This is a genomic window from Legionella massiliensis (assembly GCF_000756815.1).
In the GTDB taxonomy this organism is placed as follows: Bacteria; Pseudomonadota; Gammaproteobacteria; order Legionellales; family Legionellaceae; genus Tatlockia; species Tatlockia massiliensis.
The window spans coordinates 112,194-128,660 of the sequence record NZ_CCVW01000004.1; the positions used below are offsets into that span (position 1 = coordinate 112,194).

The following is a 16,467-nucleotide window of genomic DNA, read 5'->3' on the forward strand; positions in this document are numbered from 1 at the left end:
ATATGCCAATATGGCTCAAAAAATTGCATATTGATTTTAATTCTTAACATTTGCTTAATAATAGGCTGCTAAAATTACACCAGTTGTACAATATTTGGTGTAATTATGGCTGGTGAAAACGAAGAGTTTGAAGTTGATCTTGAGAGTGGTCTTCCCGTAGCAAAAAAGACTTTTTGGCAAGCAAATCGTAGACGTTTCTTCTATGCAGGATTAATTCTTTTACTAATTCTAGTAGGCGCAGGTGTAGGCGCTGCTCTTGTAGCAACGGGCGCTATTCCTATTTTAGGGGCAGGCGCCTTAGCGATTGCTGCCGGCGCTGGAATAGGTGCTTTAGCTCTTATTACTGTAGTCATTGTTGCAGCCGCCATTGTTTATGGAGCTTATCAGTTATTTTCTTTTTTATTCAGCTCTAAGCCTGCAGAGCTTAAAAGTGATGAGGATGAGCAGTTACTGCAGAATGAAGACAATCACGATGATGATTTATCTGACGATCATGAGCATGATCTGGGTCAAAATCCTAATGATGCCCTGTCAGTTGTTGTTGAGCAAACTGTTGAAGACGATGAAGAGCATGAGGCACAACTAAAAAGTGCTAAAAAACCTACCGTTCCCTCTGATAAGGCTAAATCAAAACTTGAATTAGCGAAATCTGATGATGAGGCTGAGAATCCTCTATTAAGTCAGCCTGAAAGCCCTGATAGATCGTCTTCATCTGATATCGATTTCCCTGTTGCCTCAAGAACTCCTTCGCTGCGTTTAAGCAACAGCTCAGATAGTCTAGAAATGACCTTAGCGACCTCATCTGATGGTCTAAGTCAATCAAGTGATGTTGAGGAAAGTAGTTCAAGTGGTCCAAGTAGTCCTAGGAGCTCTAGCAGTTCTGAGGATGAGAGACCATCGAAAGCTACAGTTACTTTCTTAAAACGCCTGCAACGTACCGAGGGAACACGTCATCTCCTTGTAGAAAAACCCGTCGAGATCGAAGCACGGAAGGCGTTAAAAAACTCTTTTGCCCTGTTTGCCAATGAGGCTAGTAGCGAGCAAATCACAAGAACAGTGACGGGGGAGAATGCTGCTGATTTCCGTAGATATAGAAAAGAAGATTTAACCAAAATCCTATCTGCTACTACTAGTCAAGCACTATTAATTCAAATTGAGCAAAGAATGCAGGTTTTAGAGCAATTAAAGCATCCTGAGCCCAATTGGACCTATAGCCGTTTAGATCCTCAAAAACCTGGAGAAAAGGTTGTCATAAAAATTGAATATAATGATGAGGCAAAACCAACATCAAGAATAAAAACAGATAAAAAACGTTACTCATTGGCCACGAGAAAATTAAGTGTTATTGCAGGGGTATTGACCCTGCTTGATCAGGGGCTGGTAACAGATAATCAAGAAGATAAGCAAAAGATCAGAGAGTATCTGACAAGACTTTCCAATAACATAATTAGTGATGCTAATACGACTAAGGGCTTAGATGATGTAAACAAAAGCATGGATAACTTTGTCAAAGGATTAAATAAACAAGTTGCCAAACTTGCGAAAACAGATGTTAAAAATGTTGTTGGTCCAATTCGTGAAGCCGAGCGTTATTTCGTAGCTCAACATAATCAAAATAAGGTACTAGCAGTTATCACTCACCGTAAGGATGGTTCCAAGGTGGTTCAGGTTGACAATAATTTCAACCACGAACTTACAGAAAGACAAAAACAGGAATACCTGAGAATTCACAGTACTGATAATAAGCCACAGTGGTTTACTAATCTTCACCGAGCTGAGCAAGCTTGGTATCTAGCCCGAATTCCGCAAACACTCGGCGCACCTGAGTGGGCAAATTTTGAGAAGCTCTTTAAGTCATCTGCCATGCAACATACTCCTGGATTGGCAAACGCAAGGGTCAACTATTTAATTGCCGAATCTGAAACAGGCTCATTAGAAATACAGTCTGCCAGCATGAAATCAGGGACACCAGTAACTTATGAAATGCAACAAGGGGATCGTGAGTTACAAACTGTTTTGAACACCTTGCAAGAAATTGAGAAATTAGAACAACTCGCTGATCATAATTTCGATAAAGTTTGGGGTGACTTTTTTACAGATAATGAACTTGACAGACCGCAACGACTTATCTTGATCCAATCACTATTAAGCAACAGCGTTGAAGTTGCCACAATTAAAGTGAGTAAAGCGGATGAAGCTTTGATTGAGGCTCAGAGACAGGCAGTAAACTATGTAGTAGATCATGGTTTGGTCTCTTCATCTTCTATAGTTCTACATCATAACAATGCAACCAATTCTTTTAGGCATGGAGAAGGAAAAGAAGCTGGAAAGCAGGCAGAAAGGGAGTTAGCAGCCTTACGCGGAATTGGTATGCAATTTTTAGCTAGGGTAGTCGGCCATTTTACGGAAGGGGCTTCTGTCAACGTGTTGGATCCTTTGATGAAGGGTAGCAAAGCCATTTCTGATGCACAAATGGAACAAATAACCAACTATATTGATAGCTTAAAATTAACCGAAGCACAGAAATTGAATCTGCGAATTTTAGTTAATACTGAGAATCAATTTAGGAAGGTAGCTAAAACTTCTACAAAGACAGTAGGCTCTGATAGCCGAAATCAAGAGGAATATATCATTGCCTTGAAAAAGATGTTTGTTGAGGCGATGGGCGGTGCTACTAAAAATAATTGTAAAAGCGGCAAGGATCGCACAGGTCAAAGCGAGGAATACCAACATGCACTCTGCATAGTAACTCACGATCTTGATGGCGAAGTGATTGCCTATGATGAGAAAGGTGCAACCCGCAAAGAGTTCTGCGAAACAGCAGCACTGTTGAATTGTACAATGAAAATTCAAGAGGCAGCAGCGGCTAACACTCCGGGCTCAGTAGGTACAAAGGCACCAAAGGTAGCTGACATTATTGATGGTAAAATTCTTACCGCGGGTAATATGACTGAGTTGTTTGACCTTGGCTGTGATCTTGCCGGATTGAACAAATGTAAGGTTCATCAAGTTGATGAGCAGCAGAAAATGAATGAAATTAAAAGATTGGATCGAAAAGGCGGCAATAGGGATAGGATTGAAGCAACTAGTGCCGTGCTTGTTTCATAAATCAATTCTTGCTCTGCAACACCGAGAGCAAATCTAAGCTGGGCTGACAAGCCCAGCATTCCCCCTTAGTTAGGTTTTTATGATACAATCTGCCCGTTTTTTGTCGTAGTATTCAAAAAGAGAGTTGTAAAATGGGTAAAACGATTGGCGAACTGCATGATATTTCCTATTCCACTTTAAACCAGCTATATCCCACAATAACCAGGATTAGGGTCGGTCCTTATCAGGGTTTTGTGGGTGGAGTAGATTCCCAGTGGTCTGCATTTAATGAAAAAGATGAAAAGGGCTCCTATAAAGAACCTATGAGAATTGTAGATTCTACCTTTTTTGCTAATTTTCATGCTGATACTCCAATTGCAAACGAACCCGATTCGCCCTGGAAAATCCATATAAGCATAGCACCAGATGATCTAGAGAAAGCCTGGGATCTCGTGTATCCAATCTTGATCGATAACAACGTCCCAAATTTCAAAGTAACCCGACGGATTGTTGGCGAAACCCTGCATGATGTCATGCTATTGGCAGATAGCGAGTTTTTAAGAACTCGCTCCATTTCAAGGGAGGATAAAGATCTTGCCTTACAAGATATTTTACGAGTATCAAAGGGGATGCAGATTACTATTTATATCCCCGAAAATCAGGAAGCTGCCTATAACAAGCTGCTAAAAACCATCGAACCTATACTATATAAAGCAGGTGTAAAGCCCGGGATTATCGATAAAAGTGATCGAGCGTTGGGACTGTATAGCTCTGTGCGCCATGTGGGGCATGGATATACCTCTTATGAAAAGGTTACAGGATATAAGAGGGTGGAAGAAAAAGATCCCTTTGAAGCAATCGAACCGGTATGGAAGGATGTGGCAATCAACTGGAAGAGCTTGGATTTTCTAGGCCAGGCCCAAAGAGCCAAATTGTTACTGCAGCAGGTTCTTGATGCTGAGAAGCAATATCGGAATGGCAGTATCACAATAAAAGAATTTAAGCAGCTCTGTAAGGTAGCGAAAGAGTATTTTACGCGTTGGCATCTCTTATTGAAAAGGACTGATACAAAGACCTTAACAGCTAGTGAGCTAAGAGGCTTTAATAGACTTCAAAAATGGATTGATAATGGTTATCGATTATTACCCACTTTAAGAAAACAGAAGGCCAGAAAAATTCGCGAGGCAGAAGATATTTTATTAAATGCGTCTTTCGAATCAAGTCAACCTGTAAAGCCTATGCGGAAGCGTTTGCAAAGAACAGATGGGCAGGTCAATCTATTTGCAGGGCAAGCAGCACCTTCAAGCCAGCCAGAGCATGCTAGTGAACCGCCTAAACCAAGTGAACCACTAGTTCTTTTGCAACCCGAAGAGTTTAGACCAAGTAGTGATGAGGAACACTCAGATAGCGATAAAAAACTCGATTCCACAGCAGTAATTCAGGAGTTGCTTGCCGAAAGAAGAAAATCATTCAATTTAATGAGGCAAGAACTTGAATTAGAAAAAGAGCAGGCTTGCCAGGAGCAAGGAGTCGTTATAAGTTCTGTGCCAGAGCAAGCTGATAAAGGTTTTATCAAGGGAGTGATTATTGGCGGATTAATAGGAGCTGGTCTTGCAGTGCTTTGTTTCTATTTGATGCCACTCCTTGTTGCTATCGCCTTGACTGGCTTTTTGCTTGTCGGCGGAGCAATCATTGGAGGCGTGGTGGATTATAATCTACCCAGTTCAACAGAGAAGATGACCGAGGAAACAGAACCTCTATTGGGTCCTTCTGAAACTCTCCTGAACAAAGCGCAATCACCTTTACGACCAGCTCTATCGAAGACAGTTAGTTTAACAGGTTCACTTAGAAGAGCCGGGACACTAAGAATGTTCGATTTTGAAGAGTCTTCTGAGCTTGATGCGCCTGGTAGTGGGCAGGATCTTTCTATTCGTAATGCACAAAAGCTGCCAAGTTAACCCCCCCATCCCATCGTTGGGGGCATAGGTCTCTACACAAGTGTCTGTAATTGGTCACGTCCCTCCTTGTTTCAACACTATGTCATCCAGAGCGCAGCGAAGGATCTCTGCGATTAGCACAGTGCACATTCAGGAGATCCTTCGCTGCGCTCTGGATGACGTGAGTTAGGGGTGACAGGGGTATCCTCAACTTAACCCCTATCGCCAATAAGGTTGATGATAATAGCGATTACCCCTGTCCCTATAATATCTGCCGTGTCCTGGATAGTAACGTTTAGAAACCCCCCAGCGGGAAAAATACATATTCCTCCAAATATTAGGTTGATAATGATGATAGCTAACCATGGGGACTGGTGGTTGATAGGAGGGATGGTGGTAATAGCTAGCAAAGGATGTGGCGGAGAACAAAGTTGCTGCGCCAAGAACAGCAGTTAACATTATTTTTTTAGTAATCATTTATTGGTTTCCTCACTTAGATTCTCGAACTTAAGTCTAAAGAAGGAATGTAATAGGGGTATAACAAGAGGCGCTGCAATTGTAACAACTCTGTTACAGTCAAGGTTTCATTTTAAAAAAGTACGTTTCTCGCAATGATTGGGTTAGCGAACCAAAGATTGGGTTCTACTAGCAGTTTCCTGACATCTTATGTGTTCTTTAGTGAAGAAGTGTGCACGGTTTTCACCAAGCATTTGTCGAGTTTCCTGCGCAACCTGTCTTTTTAACTCCTGACAGACGAAATACTCTTTGAATTTAGCCAGGCTCTTATCCTGATGCTGGTTAGTAAACTCAATAAGCCACTTGCCATAGTGGATTAAGCTTTGCATAGGCTCATGCTGGTTCTTCTGACCTAGGCTGAATTCCATAGCGTTTAGCACTAGTAGCAAGTCGCGATTATCCTGGCAATCTTTGATAGCCTTTTTGTAGGTCTCAAGATGAAGATGGTTTCTTGTAAAAGAAGCATGCCAAGGGCTTTGATAACTATCCAACAAACTTAACAGGACCGCTTTGAGATCTAAGGGCTCTTGTGCCTTGGTGACAAAGCTTTGTAACAAAGTATCAAACTCAATTAAGGCCCTTTGATTGCTAATGGAGTTGCACTGACTTTGTACTTGTGCTGGATTCATATGCTCCAGACTTTTTAAATTAAGTTCTTTACGCTGGAGATAGGGATTATTGGCTAAGTTTAGATTAACCCCTTCAAGAATTTGGTTGGGTTCTAAATGAAGGAAATATTGCAAGCTAATAAACAAACTTAGATAGGAGTGGTCGTTAAAATCAACATCTTCACTTGATACTTCATCAATAAGGCCTTGGAGATAGCTTTCCAATTCACTAATACCTTCATCATCGGTTTGGAGAAGCCAATTTTTTGTAATAAGTTCCCCATTATTTAATGTGAACCAGTGAGCTGAGGTATCGGGATTGGCAATAAGGAGATTTAGATTTTGTATTGCTTGTTGAATCTGAGCTTTCGAGAGCATTATCACACCTTAGAACGATGATTTTATCGCTAGATGAGAAAGAGTTTACTCTATGAAGATTAACGGAATCTTAAGATCTAATTTCATTTGTAGCCTTGGCTTTTGTAGGGACAAAACATAGAAATCTACTAACTAGCTCCGAATCCCCGCGGCTTGACCCATAGGTATCTACACAAATGTCCCTCCTTGTCTCAACATTACGTCATCCAGAGCATAGCGAAGGATCTCCTGAATGTGGCACCGTGCTAATCCCGGAGATCCTTCACTGCGCTCTGGATGACGTGCGTCTATTACAGTCACTTGTGTAGATACCTATGGGTTTGACCGCGGGATCTCGGGATACTTAAGAGGATTTCAAGCCCCAGCCTGAGCAGCAATAATTCGCTCGTTGACTTCAGTAGGAAGCTGGCGAAACATCTCAGGTAAGAGAGGCATTTCGATTTCAACCTGTTGGATGAATTTTTCCAAGGTAAACCAAGTGTCTGAATATGGCGCTACGCTTGCTTGCATCTTTTCGAGAGAAGCTAAGATAAAACCGTGCATAGAGGAATCATTGCAACCTAATAACATATTATTCAAGGCCTTAAATTGCCTCTCTAATAGAAGTTGACCCGTTACTAGAACTCTCAGATTGGGATCTTGGCTGCCATGATTTATAAGTTTTAGCAGCGCGAAAATGATCTCGTATCTCAATTCTAAGGATAAGGGCTTAATTAAGCTCAAACAACTTACCGCCTCTAAAGTCCCGTTGTAATTATATAAGGCAATGATTCTGAAAAGAGCCACCACGCTCTCTCTCTGTATCTCTTTATCACTAGTAGAGTTCGCAATTTGAGTAAATGTTAGAAAACTATGGTCTGAGCGAAGACGTCGAGCTTTGATCATCTGGATTATTTGGTCTCTGCAGTTGCTAATCATTGAAAGCTGATAGTTTTCAGGAATAACTAATTGATTGACTGTTTTCAGCAAGCTGTCACCCCTTTGACCAGCAATTGCCGCAAGATAAACACTTGCTTGTAACTCTTTTGGCGCTGCTTTAATGCGAGTCAGTGCTTCGCGAGCAGCGTTCTGTGCCTCTGGATAGAGTTTGTTTTGTGCAATATCGATCAACAGCTGGGCTAGGGTGGCTGGAATATCTCTCATCTCTTTTATAAGAGCACAAGCTGTTTTCCGTAATTGTTCATCTTCTGAGACTAAGTGAGGTATCCATTCCCCTAAGAAATCTAATTTAAGCTGAGTATTTCTCTTCGATGATAAGAAATGATTTAAATCCCTGGCAGAGTAATAATCCATTTCCGGCCTATTAATTTCCGCGACTAATTGCGCTAGAAACTCTTTAATCATGGCATCTGATATCATTGCTACAGTCAAAACCTGTCCTATTTCTTGCCGAATTGCGCCATTTTGATTGCTAGAATAATGGGTAATGAGCAACCTGACTTGCGCTGTAGAAAGCAAGCGATTTTGCATAGATGAAGCTAAAAGCCGTAGAGCATAGCATTGTATCAGGAGGGAATCTGAGCTAAGCATAGTCAAAAGAGTTGTTATTAACTCCTGAGAGTCCCAACCCTTTTGAGGCAAACATTGGACATGACGAGGAGGCTGAGGTTCAGAAAAATTAAGTTTAGCCATTAGCTGGAGTAGCTTAGTCACCGAATCATCTTGAGTTTTCAATTCACTAGGTTGCAGCGCTTTGTAAGTTTGTAATTGCGCCAGGCATTTTTCTTGCAACGTAGAATGAACTTCTTCTGAAATGAGAACAGGCTGGGAAAGCAAATTTGTTAATAGTTCAATCGCTGTGCTTAATCGCTCCTTATCCTTGCTTTCCAATTCGTCCAGTAAAAACTGAATCAACTCCTCAAGAACAAGAGGTAAGATATCTGGGCGAAACAGCACCTTATCTATATATTTAACCCTTTTATGATCAAGCAAAATTTTGAGCTGATGCTTAGCCACTGTTTCTACGTAGGTAGTGGGAATTCTTATTGCACTTAAAATGTAACAATAGATGTAATTTCGCTCCTGGCTTTTTCCTTTATCACATTTTGCAACTAAGGTTTTGATAATTTCTTCTTGTTCTGTATCGGATAAGGTAGGAAAGGCGCCTTCTAAGGACTCTATATCATCAAATTCCTCTCTTAATCTGTCCATAACAGCCTTACGGCTAGTTTCAGGAATAATAAATTGCGCAATATTAAACATTCCTTCTTGTTCAAGCCATGAACTAACTACGCTGTCTCTTTTATCCCTGCTATGCAGTGATAAAGGAAGCAAGATGTATTTCACTATAATTTCCGACTCTAGCAGCAGTGTTCGATTAAAAGAAAAACGATAGTAATGGAAAAAAGCCATGAAACAGGCCTTTAATGCATTGGGCTCTCGTGGGTTGGCCTGGCATAGATAGTAGTCCTCAAGCAACTTAACTAACTCATCAAGAGAGGTTTGATCGGTTAATTGCGCATTAAAAAATTGGATTTCCTTAATTGCGGGAGCAAAAAGTGTTTGGCCTTGGGGGAGGCGTGAAAGATAGGTTTGCAGTAGTTCCTTTAACAGAAATATGGGGTTAGGGCATTGATTCTTATCTAATTGTTCCGCAATGATAGTTTGTAGCATTTTCCGAAAATCGCTGTAACGCACTCTTTGTTTCCATTAATAAAACACAGTGTGTGAAATTATATCATTCTTGTGGTTAGAATAAACCTCTAGTGCTAAGGGCGATACACCTTGAAAAGAATGAAAAATTGACAGAAAGAGTGTTTTTTTTATATATTGCCACAAAAAAGTTGCTCTTGAGAAATAGGATGCCAAGTTTGTTAAGTAAGTTTGATTCAGCGATTAAGGGTTTTAATGAGCGTTTTGAGCGAAAGTCTGAGATCGCGACCTTCGTTAATGCCTTGAACAGATTGAGAGCATTGGCCGAAATAGATCTTCAGCAAAGTTACTTTTTCTCTTTGGCCCGAACAAAAATGAACTGGGCACCATCCTTAGTAGAGCGACTAACAGTCATCCTGCAAGAAACTACTTCCGAAGAAGCACTGCGAAAAAACCTACCTAAGCTAACTACCCTCTGTCATCAATATGAGCAAAAAGCGGATATCAGCTATCCCTGGGCAAGGGCACTTGGCCTTCTGGCTTGTTCTGCTGTTGGTTTGTTACTAGGGCTACCTATAGGTGCGGTTGTTGGCTTTATTGGCATCTTTGTTTGTGTCGGTATAGCGACAGGGCCTTTTAGTCCCTGGGCTCTTGATCTAAGTGGCACAATCGCTGGGGTCATTGCTGTGGTTGGTCTAACTATTGGGGCTGGTGCTGGTGCTGCAATGGGTACTACAGCAGGCTATAGCCTGGGTTCTTATCTTGTTGGTGCTGATGTTTCAGATCTAAGTAATGCAATCTTTTTCCATAATGAACATCTGACTTTGAGTCACTGTGCTGCTGAGATTGAGCAAAGTGCAAAGGGGCTTAGTTACTGATCGAGGGGAACTCCTCTCATCCGTCGCTTCGCGTCACCTTCTCCCCAAAGGGTGGATGCATAGGTATCTACACAAGTGTCTGTAGTAAGGTCACGTCCCTCCTTGTTTCAACACTACGTCATCCAGAGCGCAGAGAAGGATCTCCGAGATTAGCACCGTTTATCCATCTCATTGATGCTCCTATCATCCTTATTAAAGAATAAAATGGCCGCGCCGGTGAGAAGTAGTAGGCTGCCAATAGCCAAGACCGCAGCACTTATGGGTAAAGTGATTGAAATGACGCGAGCAAGTGCTAAGGCAGCGGTTAGGATAGCTGCTGCGCCAATAGCCATTAGGCTTAGACTAGCTATATTGGAATAGGAATATTTCTCTGTACCGGCCGACGGTTGTTTAAAGAAACTAAAATCGTTTTAACACTAAAAAATGAGCTAAAATTTATCCGACTGATTATAATCAGATTAAACAAATTATCTGAGTATCACATATTGAAATTTTAACTATCGGAATTAGGGGGATGTGGAATAACAGCGCAGGTGCATAGCTGTCAATTTAAGGGCAAAATACTGCAAAGACACATTTGAGAGCTCTTTCACTCTGTTCAGGATGATGGTGTTATTTAGAATACCCAAAGCCTGATTTTAATCGTTGTAGATAGAAATCCGCTTTTTCAAGATCATTATCTTTTAAGGCTAATTCAAGATCTTCAAGGTTTAATCGGATAGCAGTTAAATTCATTCGTCTAAAGCTTTTCAACAAAATACCTATACCTATAAAGACAAGCATAGAGAAATAGGGATGTGAACAAACAAAATGCTCGAGAGCTTGCATAAGACCCTTGTTTAGCTGACAGTATTTTTATCATCATAGGGAAAACTATTAATTAAAGAAAGAGGGCTCATTGCGTCATTAGCCTGTAGATTGTAATCTATTTCAAATTTTATATGATAATTACTATTTTTCAGGATGATTTATGAATAAACCCTTAGTGGTTTCCCAAAATCTCATTGTGCTCCATGTTTTATTCTTCCTCTCGGGTGTTTCTGCCTTAATTTACCAACTGATGTGGCAACGCATGTTATTTAATGTCTATGGTGTGGATCTGGAGTCAATTACCATCGTCGTCTCTGTTTTCATGCTTGGTTTGGGGGTAGGGGGGATAATAGGAGGTTATCTTGCTGATAAATTTGTAGCCAAATTATTGTTTATCTATGTGTTAGCAGAATTAGGTATCGCTTTTTTTGGTTTTTTTAGTTCTTCTATTATTGCAGAGGTTGCAACACTCCCTAGTGTTGAAGCAAGTCGATGGCTAAGCTTTCTATCTTGCTATGCTATTCTTTTTTTCCCAACCTTATTAATGGGGGCTACCTTCCCGGTTTTGGTCAAACATGTTAGCTCAATAAGAAAAAATATTGGTTACTCAGTTGGTGAGTTATATTTTTCTAACACAATTGGTGGTGCGCTAGGCGCTATACTCCCTGGCTATATTTTCTTGCCTGTTTTTGATATAGAGGAAGTGATTTACAACGCTGTTTTCATTAATTTTACAATTGCTATTACAGCAGTTATCGCCTTTGGCAGGGACAAATGATTTTTCTGGCTAGCTTATTATCATTTTTGACCGGATTCCTTTCTCTATGTACTGAAATTCTTTGGATAAGAATTTTTAGTTATAGCCTTCAAGTCAGGCCTCATGCCTTTGCTTTTGTTCTAGTATATTATTTATTGGGTATTGCCTTTGGTGCATTGATTGGTAAACGATTTTGTGATTCTCGTTTTAACCTTTGGTTTGTCAGTGGTATTACCTTGGTGACTGCTAGTTTTTTTGATCTGCTTGGCCCCTTTATTTATTCAACATATTTTGCTCCCCCTTATCCTATGAATTTAGCGGCTTTTTTTATTTTTATTTCTGCCTTACTCAAGGCTGTAATTTTCCCGATTGCCCATTTTCTTGGGGTTTCTCCCTCCGATAAGCAGCTGGCTAAGAAAATTTCAAGGGTCTATGTAGCCAATATCATTGGGGCTACCTTAGGTCCCATTTTTGTGACTTATATTTTGCTGGTATTTTTTACAACGCAACAAGCCGTTATTGTCTGCGCAATCTTAACCTTTGCTCTTGGAGGGTTTTGTTTATTAAAGCAGTTAAGGCCAATTGCTCTTGGTTCTTTAACCATGATAATGAGTCTAATGTTTGCTGGGTTCTTAAGTTTGAATGCCAATTACTTGATCGCCCACCTCTCTTATCCCTTATCTACCATTAAGCGGATCATAGAAAATCAGTATGGCATTATCTCTATCTATGGCACTAAAGGAGGGGATACTGTTTTTGGCGGGAATGTCTATGATGGCAGTACAAATCTTGATCCAGTTGCCAATACAAACAAGATTAACCGTTTATTAATCCTTCCTGTCTTACAAGAAAAACCCAAGCGCATTCTGATGATTGGTTTATCGATTGGAACCTGGCTTAAATTGGCGACTAGTTTTCCAAGTGTTGAAAAGATTGATGTTATAGAGATTAATCCCGGATATTTACAAGCTATTCAAGATTATCCACCACAATTTGCCGGTATTAATGATCCTAGGGTCAACTTGGTTATCGATGATGGCAGGCGTTGGCTAAGAAATCATCCTGACAAGATCTATGATTTAATCATTTCAAACTCGACCTTCCATTGGCGGGCTTATGCCACTAATCTGTTGTCTATTGAATTTATAGAGTTAATTAGAAGTCATATGTCCCCTAATGCTGTTTTTACCTACAATTCAACATACTCTCCAGATGCCTTAAAAACGGCAGCAATAGCCTTTAGGCATGCTTATTTCTATGAAAACTTTGTTGTTGCTGCGGATTTTGATTGGCGGAAAAAGCTGACTAGACCTGAGGCCAAAACGATTCTCGCAGAATTAAAAATAGATGGGAAACCCCTATTTCCTTCTGATAAACAACAGGTGATTGATTATTATCTCAATAAGCCAGTCAAGACATTGGCAGAGATTGAAGCGATTGTGCATCGCCCAACTGAGGTGATTACCGATTTAAATCTTATTACAGAATATAGGTATGGTCTTATTTTGTAGCTAGGTTTTTTAATGGGTTAGGAAAGTAGGCCGGGTTGGTAAGTCTATAGGTATCCGAAAGATTGATGAGGGGGGGCTGGTTCGAAGTCCTTTCCCGATATTTGCCCCAATGGGACAGTTCTTTGAGAGAAAGGTTAAAGCAGATGCCCGATCCGATTTTAAATAAAGAGTTTTCAATTGGTAATCTGTATTTCATAAATGAGTATGAAACACGTGAATTAATTTATGAAATTTTTTATCAAAATGCTTATTTGCTATCTAATCATAGTTTCAATCCTGGCTCGACTATTATTGATGTAGGGGCAAATATTGGGTTGTTTTCCCTCTTTGCCCTGAAACAATGTGAATACGACGCCTTAATCTATAGTTTTGAGCCTATTCCTTCCACCTTTGAATGCCTTAAAAAAAATTTAGCACCATTCAAAAATAAGACACGTATCTATAACCTTGGAATTGGTGATGTCGTTGAAGATTGTTCGGTAGAATTTACTCTTTTTGGCGATGATTTTTCGACCGCAACCTTTAAGCCGGAAGATAAAATGGTCTCCAATTATAATCCTTTGCTTGACTATGATGTCTTATTAGAAATTTCGCAATTTCGCGACAAATTTTTATATTACCAACTGAAATTTTTGCCTTTTATGCGAAATTATCTGATTAAAAGGAATTTTAAAAATCAGACCTCTGAGAAAAAAGTTCAGTGTCAACTGACATCACTCGGTCGTTTTATTGAAAACAATGGGATAAATCATATTGATTTTATAAAAATTGATGTTGAAGGGGCTGAGTTTGATGTTGTGAAGAGCATTAAAACCGCGCAATTTCCTATGATTCAGCAATTATGTATCGAAGTGAATAATATTGATAATCGACTTGAGCTTATTAGCTCTTATTTACAAGAGCAGGGCTATCTTATCCAAACTAATCGAAGTGAGGTTTATGAGAAGCTGGGGTTTAATCAATATATGATTTATGCGAAGAGAGCTTAATAACCCAATTATCAAGTAATGTCATCTTAACATAACCCGTCATCCTGAGCGCCCCAGCCCCTTAAGGGCAAACATTGATAAAGACCCCGTCATCCCGAACATAGTGAGGGATCTCCGAGATTAGCACAGTGCTACACTTAAGAGATCTCTCTCTACGTTCGACATGACGTACGTCTTTGGGAGGGACCTATTATCAATAAACGAACAAGAAAACGGATATTGCAACAAGCGCTAAAATCATCGCTCTTAGGTAAAAACGAGTCCTTTTATTTGAATACAAGATATATAAATAAGAAAAAGGATGGCGAAAAATAAAGGATCGCATGATTTTTTTGGTAACAGCTTGTGGTTTACCAGTTATCGGGAGCTCATGAATTGACATACTTGGGCGGTGATTAACATCAAGGATTACACCCTGTGATTGCGAGATAGGCGTATTGATATCTGTGCATTCTAAATCAATTCCAGCCAATCCTAGATTTAGTGTTTTTGCAACCTTGATCATTAATTTACGATTTTCTTTGCAAATTTTTACCCCTAGAGCTTCGTAGGAACCACCTCTGAGAGGGTTAGAGGTATAACCCAAGACGATGACCTCTCCCAAAGCAGGAATGTATCGTTTATCGATACCAAGTTCTTTAAGCCGGATCTGACATTCATCATCAAAAACTATGGGGCCTAATTTGTCATTGGTTTCTTTGCGCTTGATGTTGGTCAATGCGATCAGTTCTTGAATAGTATGTTTCCCATCACCCAATACCCTTGCTGAAAGGCATAAAACTACACCGATTACCCGTCGATTAAACACTAATACACGGTAAGATTGTAAGCCTCCATAATACTCTTCGATGATCATTCTGGGATAGGAAGCAGAATATTGTTCCAAATACAAAGATAGTTCATTAATAGTTTTAATATTGCATAAGACCCCTAGGCCTAGGGAACCATCGACCGGCTTAATAACCAAAGGAAACCTCAAATCGGTAATTATATTTTCGAGCGGTTCACTTTGGAGATCTGAGCTATGGAATAAAACTCCTTTAGGTACAGGAATATCTGCGGTTGCTAAAATTTGATTAGTAGAATACTTATTCATGGCGACGAATGCAGAACTACTGGTATTAAATGGGGTATCGTTAACGTAAAAAAGATAATGCTGATTACTTATCTTTAGTTCAAATCCATTGATCTCAGGTCTGGGGGTCACGGGCAAGAATAATGCTTGTGCTTCTTTATAATAAAGCCCTGCGTCAGTATCGATCTTCGCCTCTTTAGCATGAAAATTGTGTCTCAAACGATATTACAACAGGGCAGGTAAAACTATCAATATCAAATCCGTTCAGGCTGAGGAAGCTTTTAGGTCTTTCACAGTGACGTTTCGAGACCTGTACAAGAATCGCCCCTCATCCGCCCTACGGGCACCTTCTCCCCAGAGGGGCGAAGGGAAAAATGGGAATCCCTTCTCCCCGATCGCGGGGAGAAGGTGTCTGTAGGGCGGATGAGGGGCAAAAATCCTTGTCATTGAATCAGGATTAATAGATGATTTGATAGGCTATGCTTAACATAGAAACCTAGGTGCTTAGTACGATGAAATCCAGCAAGGCAATGAAGATCTATCGCTTTTTAACTCGCTTATCCCCTTATTTACGCTTGGTATTAGTCCGATGGGTTTATAACAAATATGCAACTAATAATAATTCAGGAAAAAATATCTTTTTGAATTATGGTTATCAGGATGACACTACCCTAGCGCTAAAACCCGAAGACGAGCAAAATCGTTTCTTTATTCAACTCTACCATCGTGTTGTGCAAGCTATAGATCTTCAAGGCAAAGACCTTGCAGAGATTGGCTGTGGCCAAGGTGCTGGCGGGGTCTACTTAGTTGAGTATTACAAGCCCCGATCCTATATTGGAATCGATTTATCGGAAAAGGCAATTGCATTCTGTCAACAGCATAATCAGTCTGAAAATATGCAATGGCTACAAGGCTCTGCTGACAAGTTGCCCATTCCCGATGAGAGTGTAGATGTTGTTATTAACGTCGAGTCCTCGCATCTCTATCCCTCAATGGAAGGCTTTATCAGTGAGGTTCAACGCATACTTAGGCCCAAGGGCTATCTGGCATTTGCTGATCTTCGTCAGCGCTCACAAGTGGAGGCCTTAGATAAATGCTTTAGCGATTCAGGAATGCAAAGACTCGAGCGCTTTGATATCACACCCCAGGTTCTTCGTTCCTTAGCAGGTATTTCAGATAGACGAAAGGCTCATATTAATGCAACCTATCCTGCAATATGGCGTCATGCTGCCTGTGAAATTTCGGCAGTCAAGGGGTCTGCTGTTTATAATGGTTTTATCAATGGCGAACAAAAATACCTCTGTTATTTATTACAAAAACTCTAATCCT

13 protein-coding genes are annotated in these 16,467 nt (G+C 40.3%); 7 read left to right on the plus strand and 6 right to left on the minus strand.

Features of this window, described 5'->3' with window-relative positions; translation table 11 throughout:
* Window positions 1-105 precede the first annotated feature (105 nt).
* Together BN1094_RS15280 and BN1094_RS15285 are read left to right on the plus strand one after the other, a co-directional pair.
* Window positions 106-3,108: a hypothetical protein gene (locus BN1094_RS15280; RefSeq protein WP_052403331.1), complete on the plus strand. Its 3,003-nt coding sequence runs from the start codon at window positions 106-108 to the stop codon at window positions 3,106-3,108.
* A 131-nt stretch (window positions 3,109-3,239) separates the two neighbouring features.
* Window positions 3,240-5,045 carry a phage holin family protein gene (locus BN1094_RS15285; protein WP_044012018.1) on the plus strand — a complete coding sequence of 602 codons (1,806 nt, stop codon included), beginning with the start codon at window positions 3,240-3,242 and terminating at the stop codon, window positions 5,043-5,045.
* A 198-nt stretch (window positions 5,046-5,243) separates the two neighbouring features.
* Here the strand turns inward: BN1094_RS15285 and BN1094_RS15290 are convergent, their stop codons facing one another.
* The 3 genes from BN1094_RS15290 to BN1094_RS15300 all read right to left on the minus strand — a co-directional run bounded on the left by BN1094_RS15290 (window position 5,244) and on the right by BN1094_RS15300 (window position 9,163).
* The gene (locus BN1094_RS15290) at window positions 5,244-5,501 is read right to left on the minus strand and encodes a hypothetical protein (protein WP_044012019.1); all 258 of its coding nucleotides are present in this window, start codon (window positions 5,499-5,501) and stop codon (window positions 5,244-5,246) included.
* Between the two features lie 143 nt (window positions 5,502-5,644).
* Window positions 5,645-6,526 carry a hypothetical protein gene (locus BN1094_RS15295; protein WP_044012020.1) on the minus strand — a complete coding sequence of 294 codons (882 nt, stop codon included), beginning with the start codon at window positions 6,524-6,526 and terminating at the stop codon, window positions 5,645-5,647.
* A gap of 354 nt (window positions 6,527-6,880) precedes the next feature.
* The gene (locus BN1094_RS15300) at window positions 6,881-9,163 is read right to left on the minus strand and encodes a hypothetical protein (RefSeq protein ID WP_141650498.1); all 2,283 of its coding nucleotides are present in this window, start codon (window positions 9,161-9,163) and stop codon (window positions 6,881-6,883) included.
* 164 nt (window positions 9,164-9,327) lie between these two features.
* On the opposite strand from BN1094_RS15300, the gene BN1094_RS15305 reads away from it, so the two are divergent.
* Window positions 9,328-9,996: a hypothetical protein gene (locus BN1094_RS15305; protein WP_044012022.1), complete on the plus strand. Its 669-nt coding sequence runs from the start codon at window positions 9,328-9,330 to the stop codon at window positions 9,994-9,996.
* A 149-nt stretch (window positions 9,997-10,145) separates the two neighbouring features.
* Here BN1094_RS15305 and BN1094_RS19705 read toward each other — a convergent pair whose 3' ends face one another.
* The gene (locus BN1094_RS19705) at window positions 10,146-10,328 is read right to left on the minus strand and encodes a hypothetical protein (protein WP_141650499.1); all 183 of its coding nucleotides are present in this window, start codon (window positions 10,326-10,328) and stop codon (window positions 10,146-10,148) included.
* 280 nt (window positions 10,329-10,608) lie between these two features.
* The gene (locus BN1094_RS15315; protein WP_044012025.1) at window positions 10,609-10,824 is read right to left on the minus strand and encodes a hypothetical protein; all 216 of its coding nucleotides are present in this window, start codon (window positions 10,822-10,824) and stop codon (window positions 10,609-10,611) included.
* A gap of 142 nt (window positions 10,825-10,966) precedes the next feature.
* Between BN1094_RS15315 and BN1094_RS15320 the strand changes: the two genes are divergently transcribed.
* The 3 genes from BN1094_RS15320 to BN1094_RS15330 all read left to right on the plus strand — a co-directional run bounded on the left by BN1094_RS15320 (window position 10,967) and on the right by BN1094_RS15330 (window position 14,063).
* A complete protein-coding gene (locus BN1094_RS15320) occupies window positions 10,967-11,584 on the plus strand; it encodes a fused MFS/spermidine synthase (protein WP_044012026.1) in 618 nt (205 codons plus the stop codon).
* Complete coding sequence (locus tag BN1094_RS15325) at window positions 11,581-13,074, plus strand: spermine/spermidine synthase domain-containing protein (protein ID WP_044012027.1); 1,494 nt, start codon at window positions 11,581-11,583, stop codon at window positions 13,072-13,074. The genes BN1094_RS15320 and BN1094_RS15325 overlap by 4 nt, the downstream gene beginning before the upstream one ends.
* Before the next feature lie 143 nt (window positions 13,075-13,217).
* A complete protein-coding gene (locus BN1094_RS15330) occupies window positions 13,218-14,063 on the plus strand; it encodes an FkbM family methyltransferase (RefSeq protein WP_044012028.1) in 846 nt (281 codons plus the stop codon).
* A gap of 193 nt (window positions 14,064-14,256) precedes the next feature.
* Here the strand turns inward: BN1094_RS15330 and BN1094_RS15335 are convergent, their stop codons facing one another.
* A complete protein-coding gene (locus BN1094_RS15335) occupies window positions 14,257-15,357 on the minus strand; it encodes a UDP-N-acetylmuramyl peptide synthase (RefSeq protein ID WP_245614373.1) in 1,101 nt (366 codons plus the stop codon).
* Window positions 15,358-15,650: 293 nt separating this feature from the next.
* Here BN1094_RS15335 and BN1094_RS15340 point away from each other — a divergent pair, with 293 nt between their 5' ends.
* Window positions 15,651-16,463 carry a class I SAM-dependent methyltransferase gene (locus BN1094_RS15340; protein ID WP_052403332.1) on the plus strand — a complete coding sequence of 271 codons (813 nt, stop codon included), beginning with the start codon at window positions 15,651-15,653 and terminating at the stop codon, window positions 16,461-16,463.
* The last annotated feature ends 4 nt before the right edge of the window (window positions 16,464-16,467 follow it).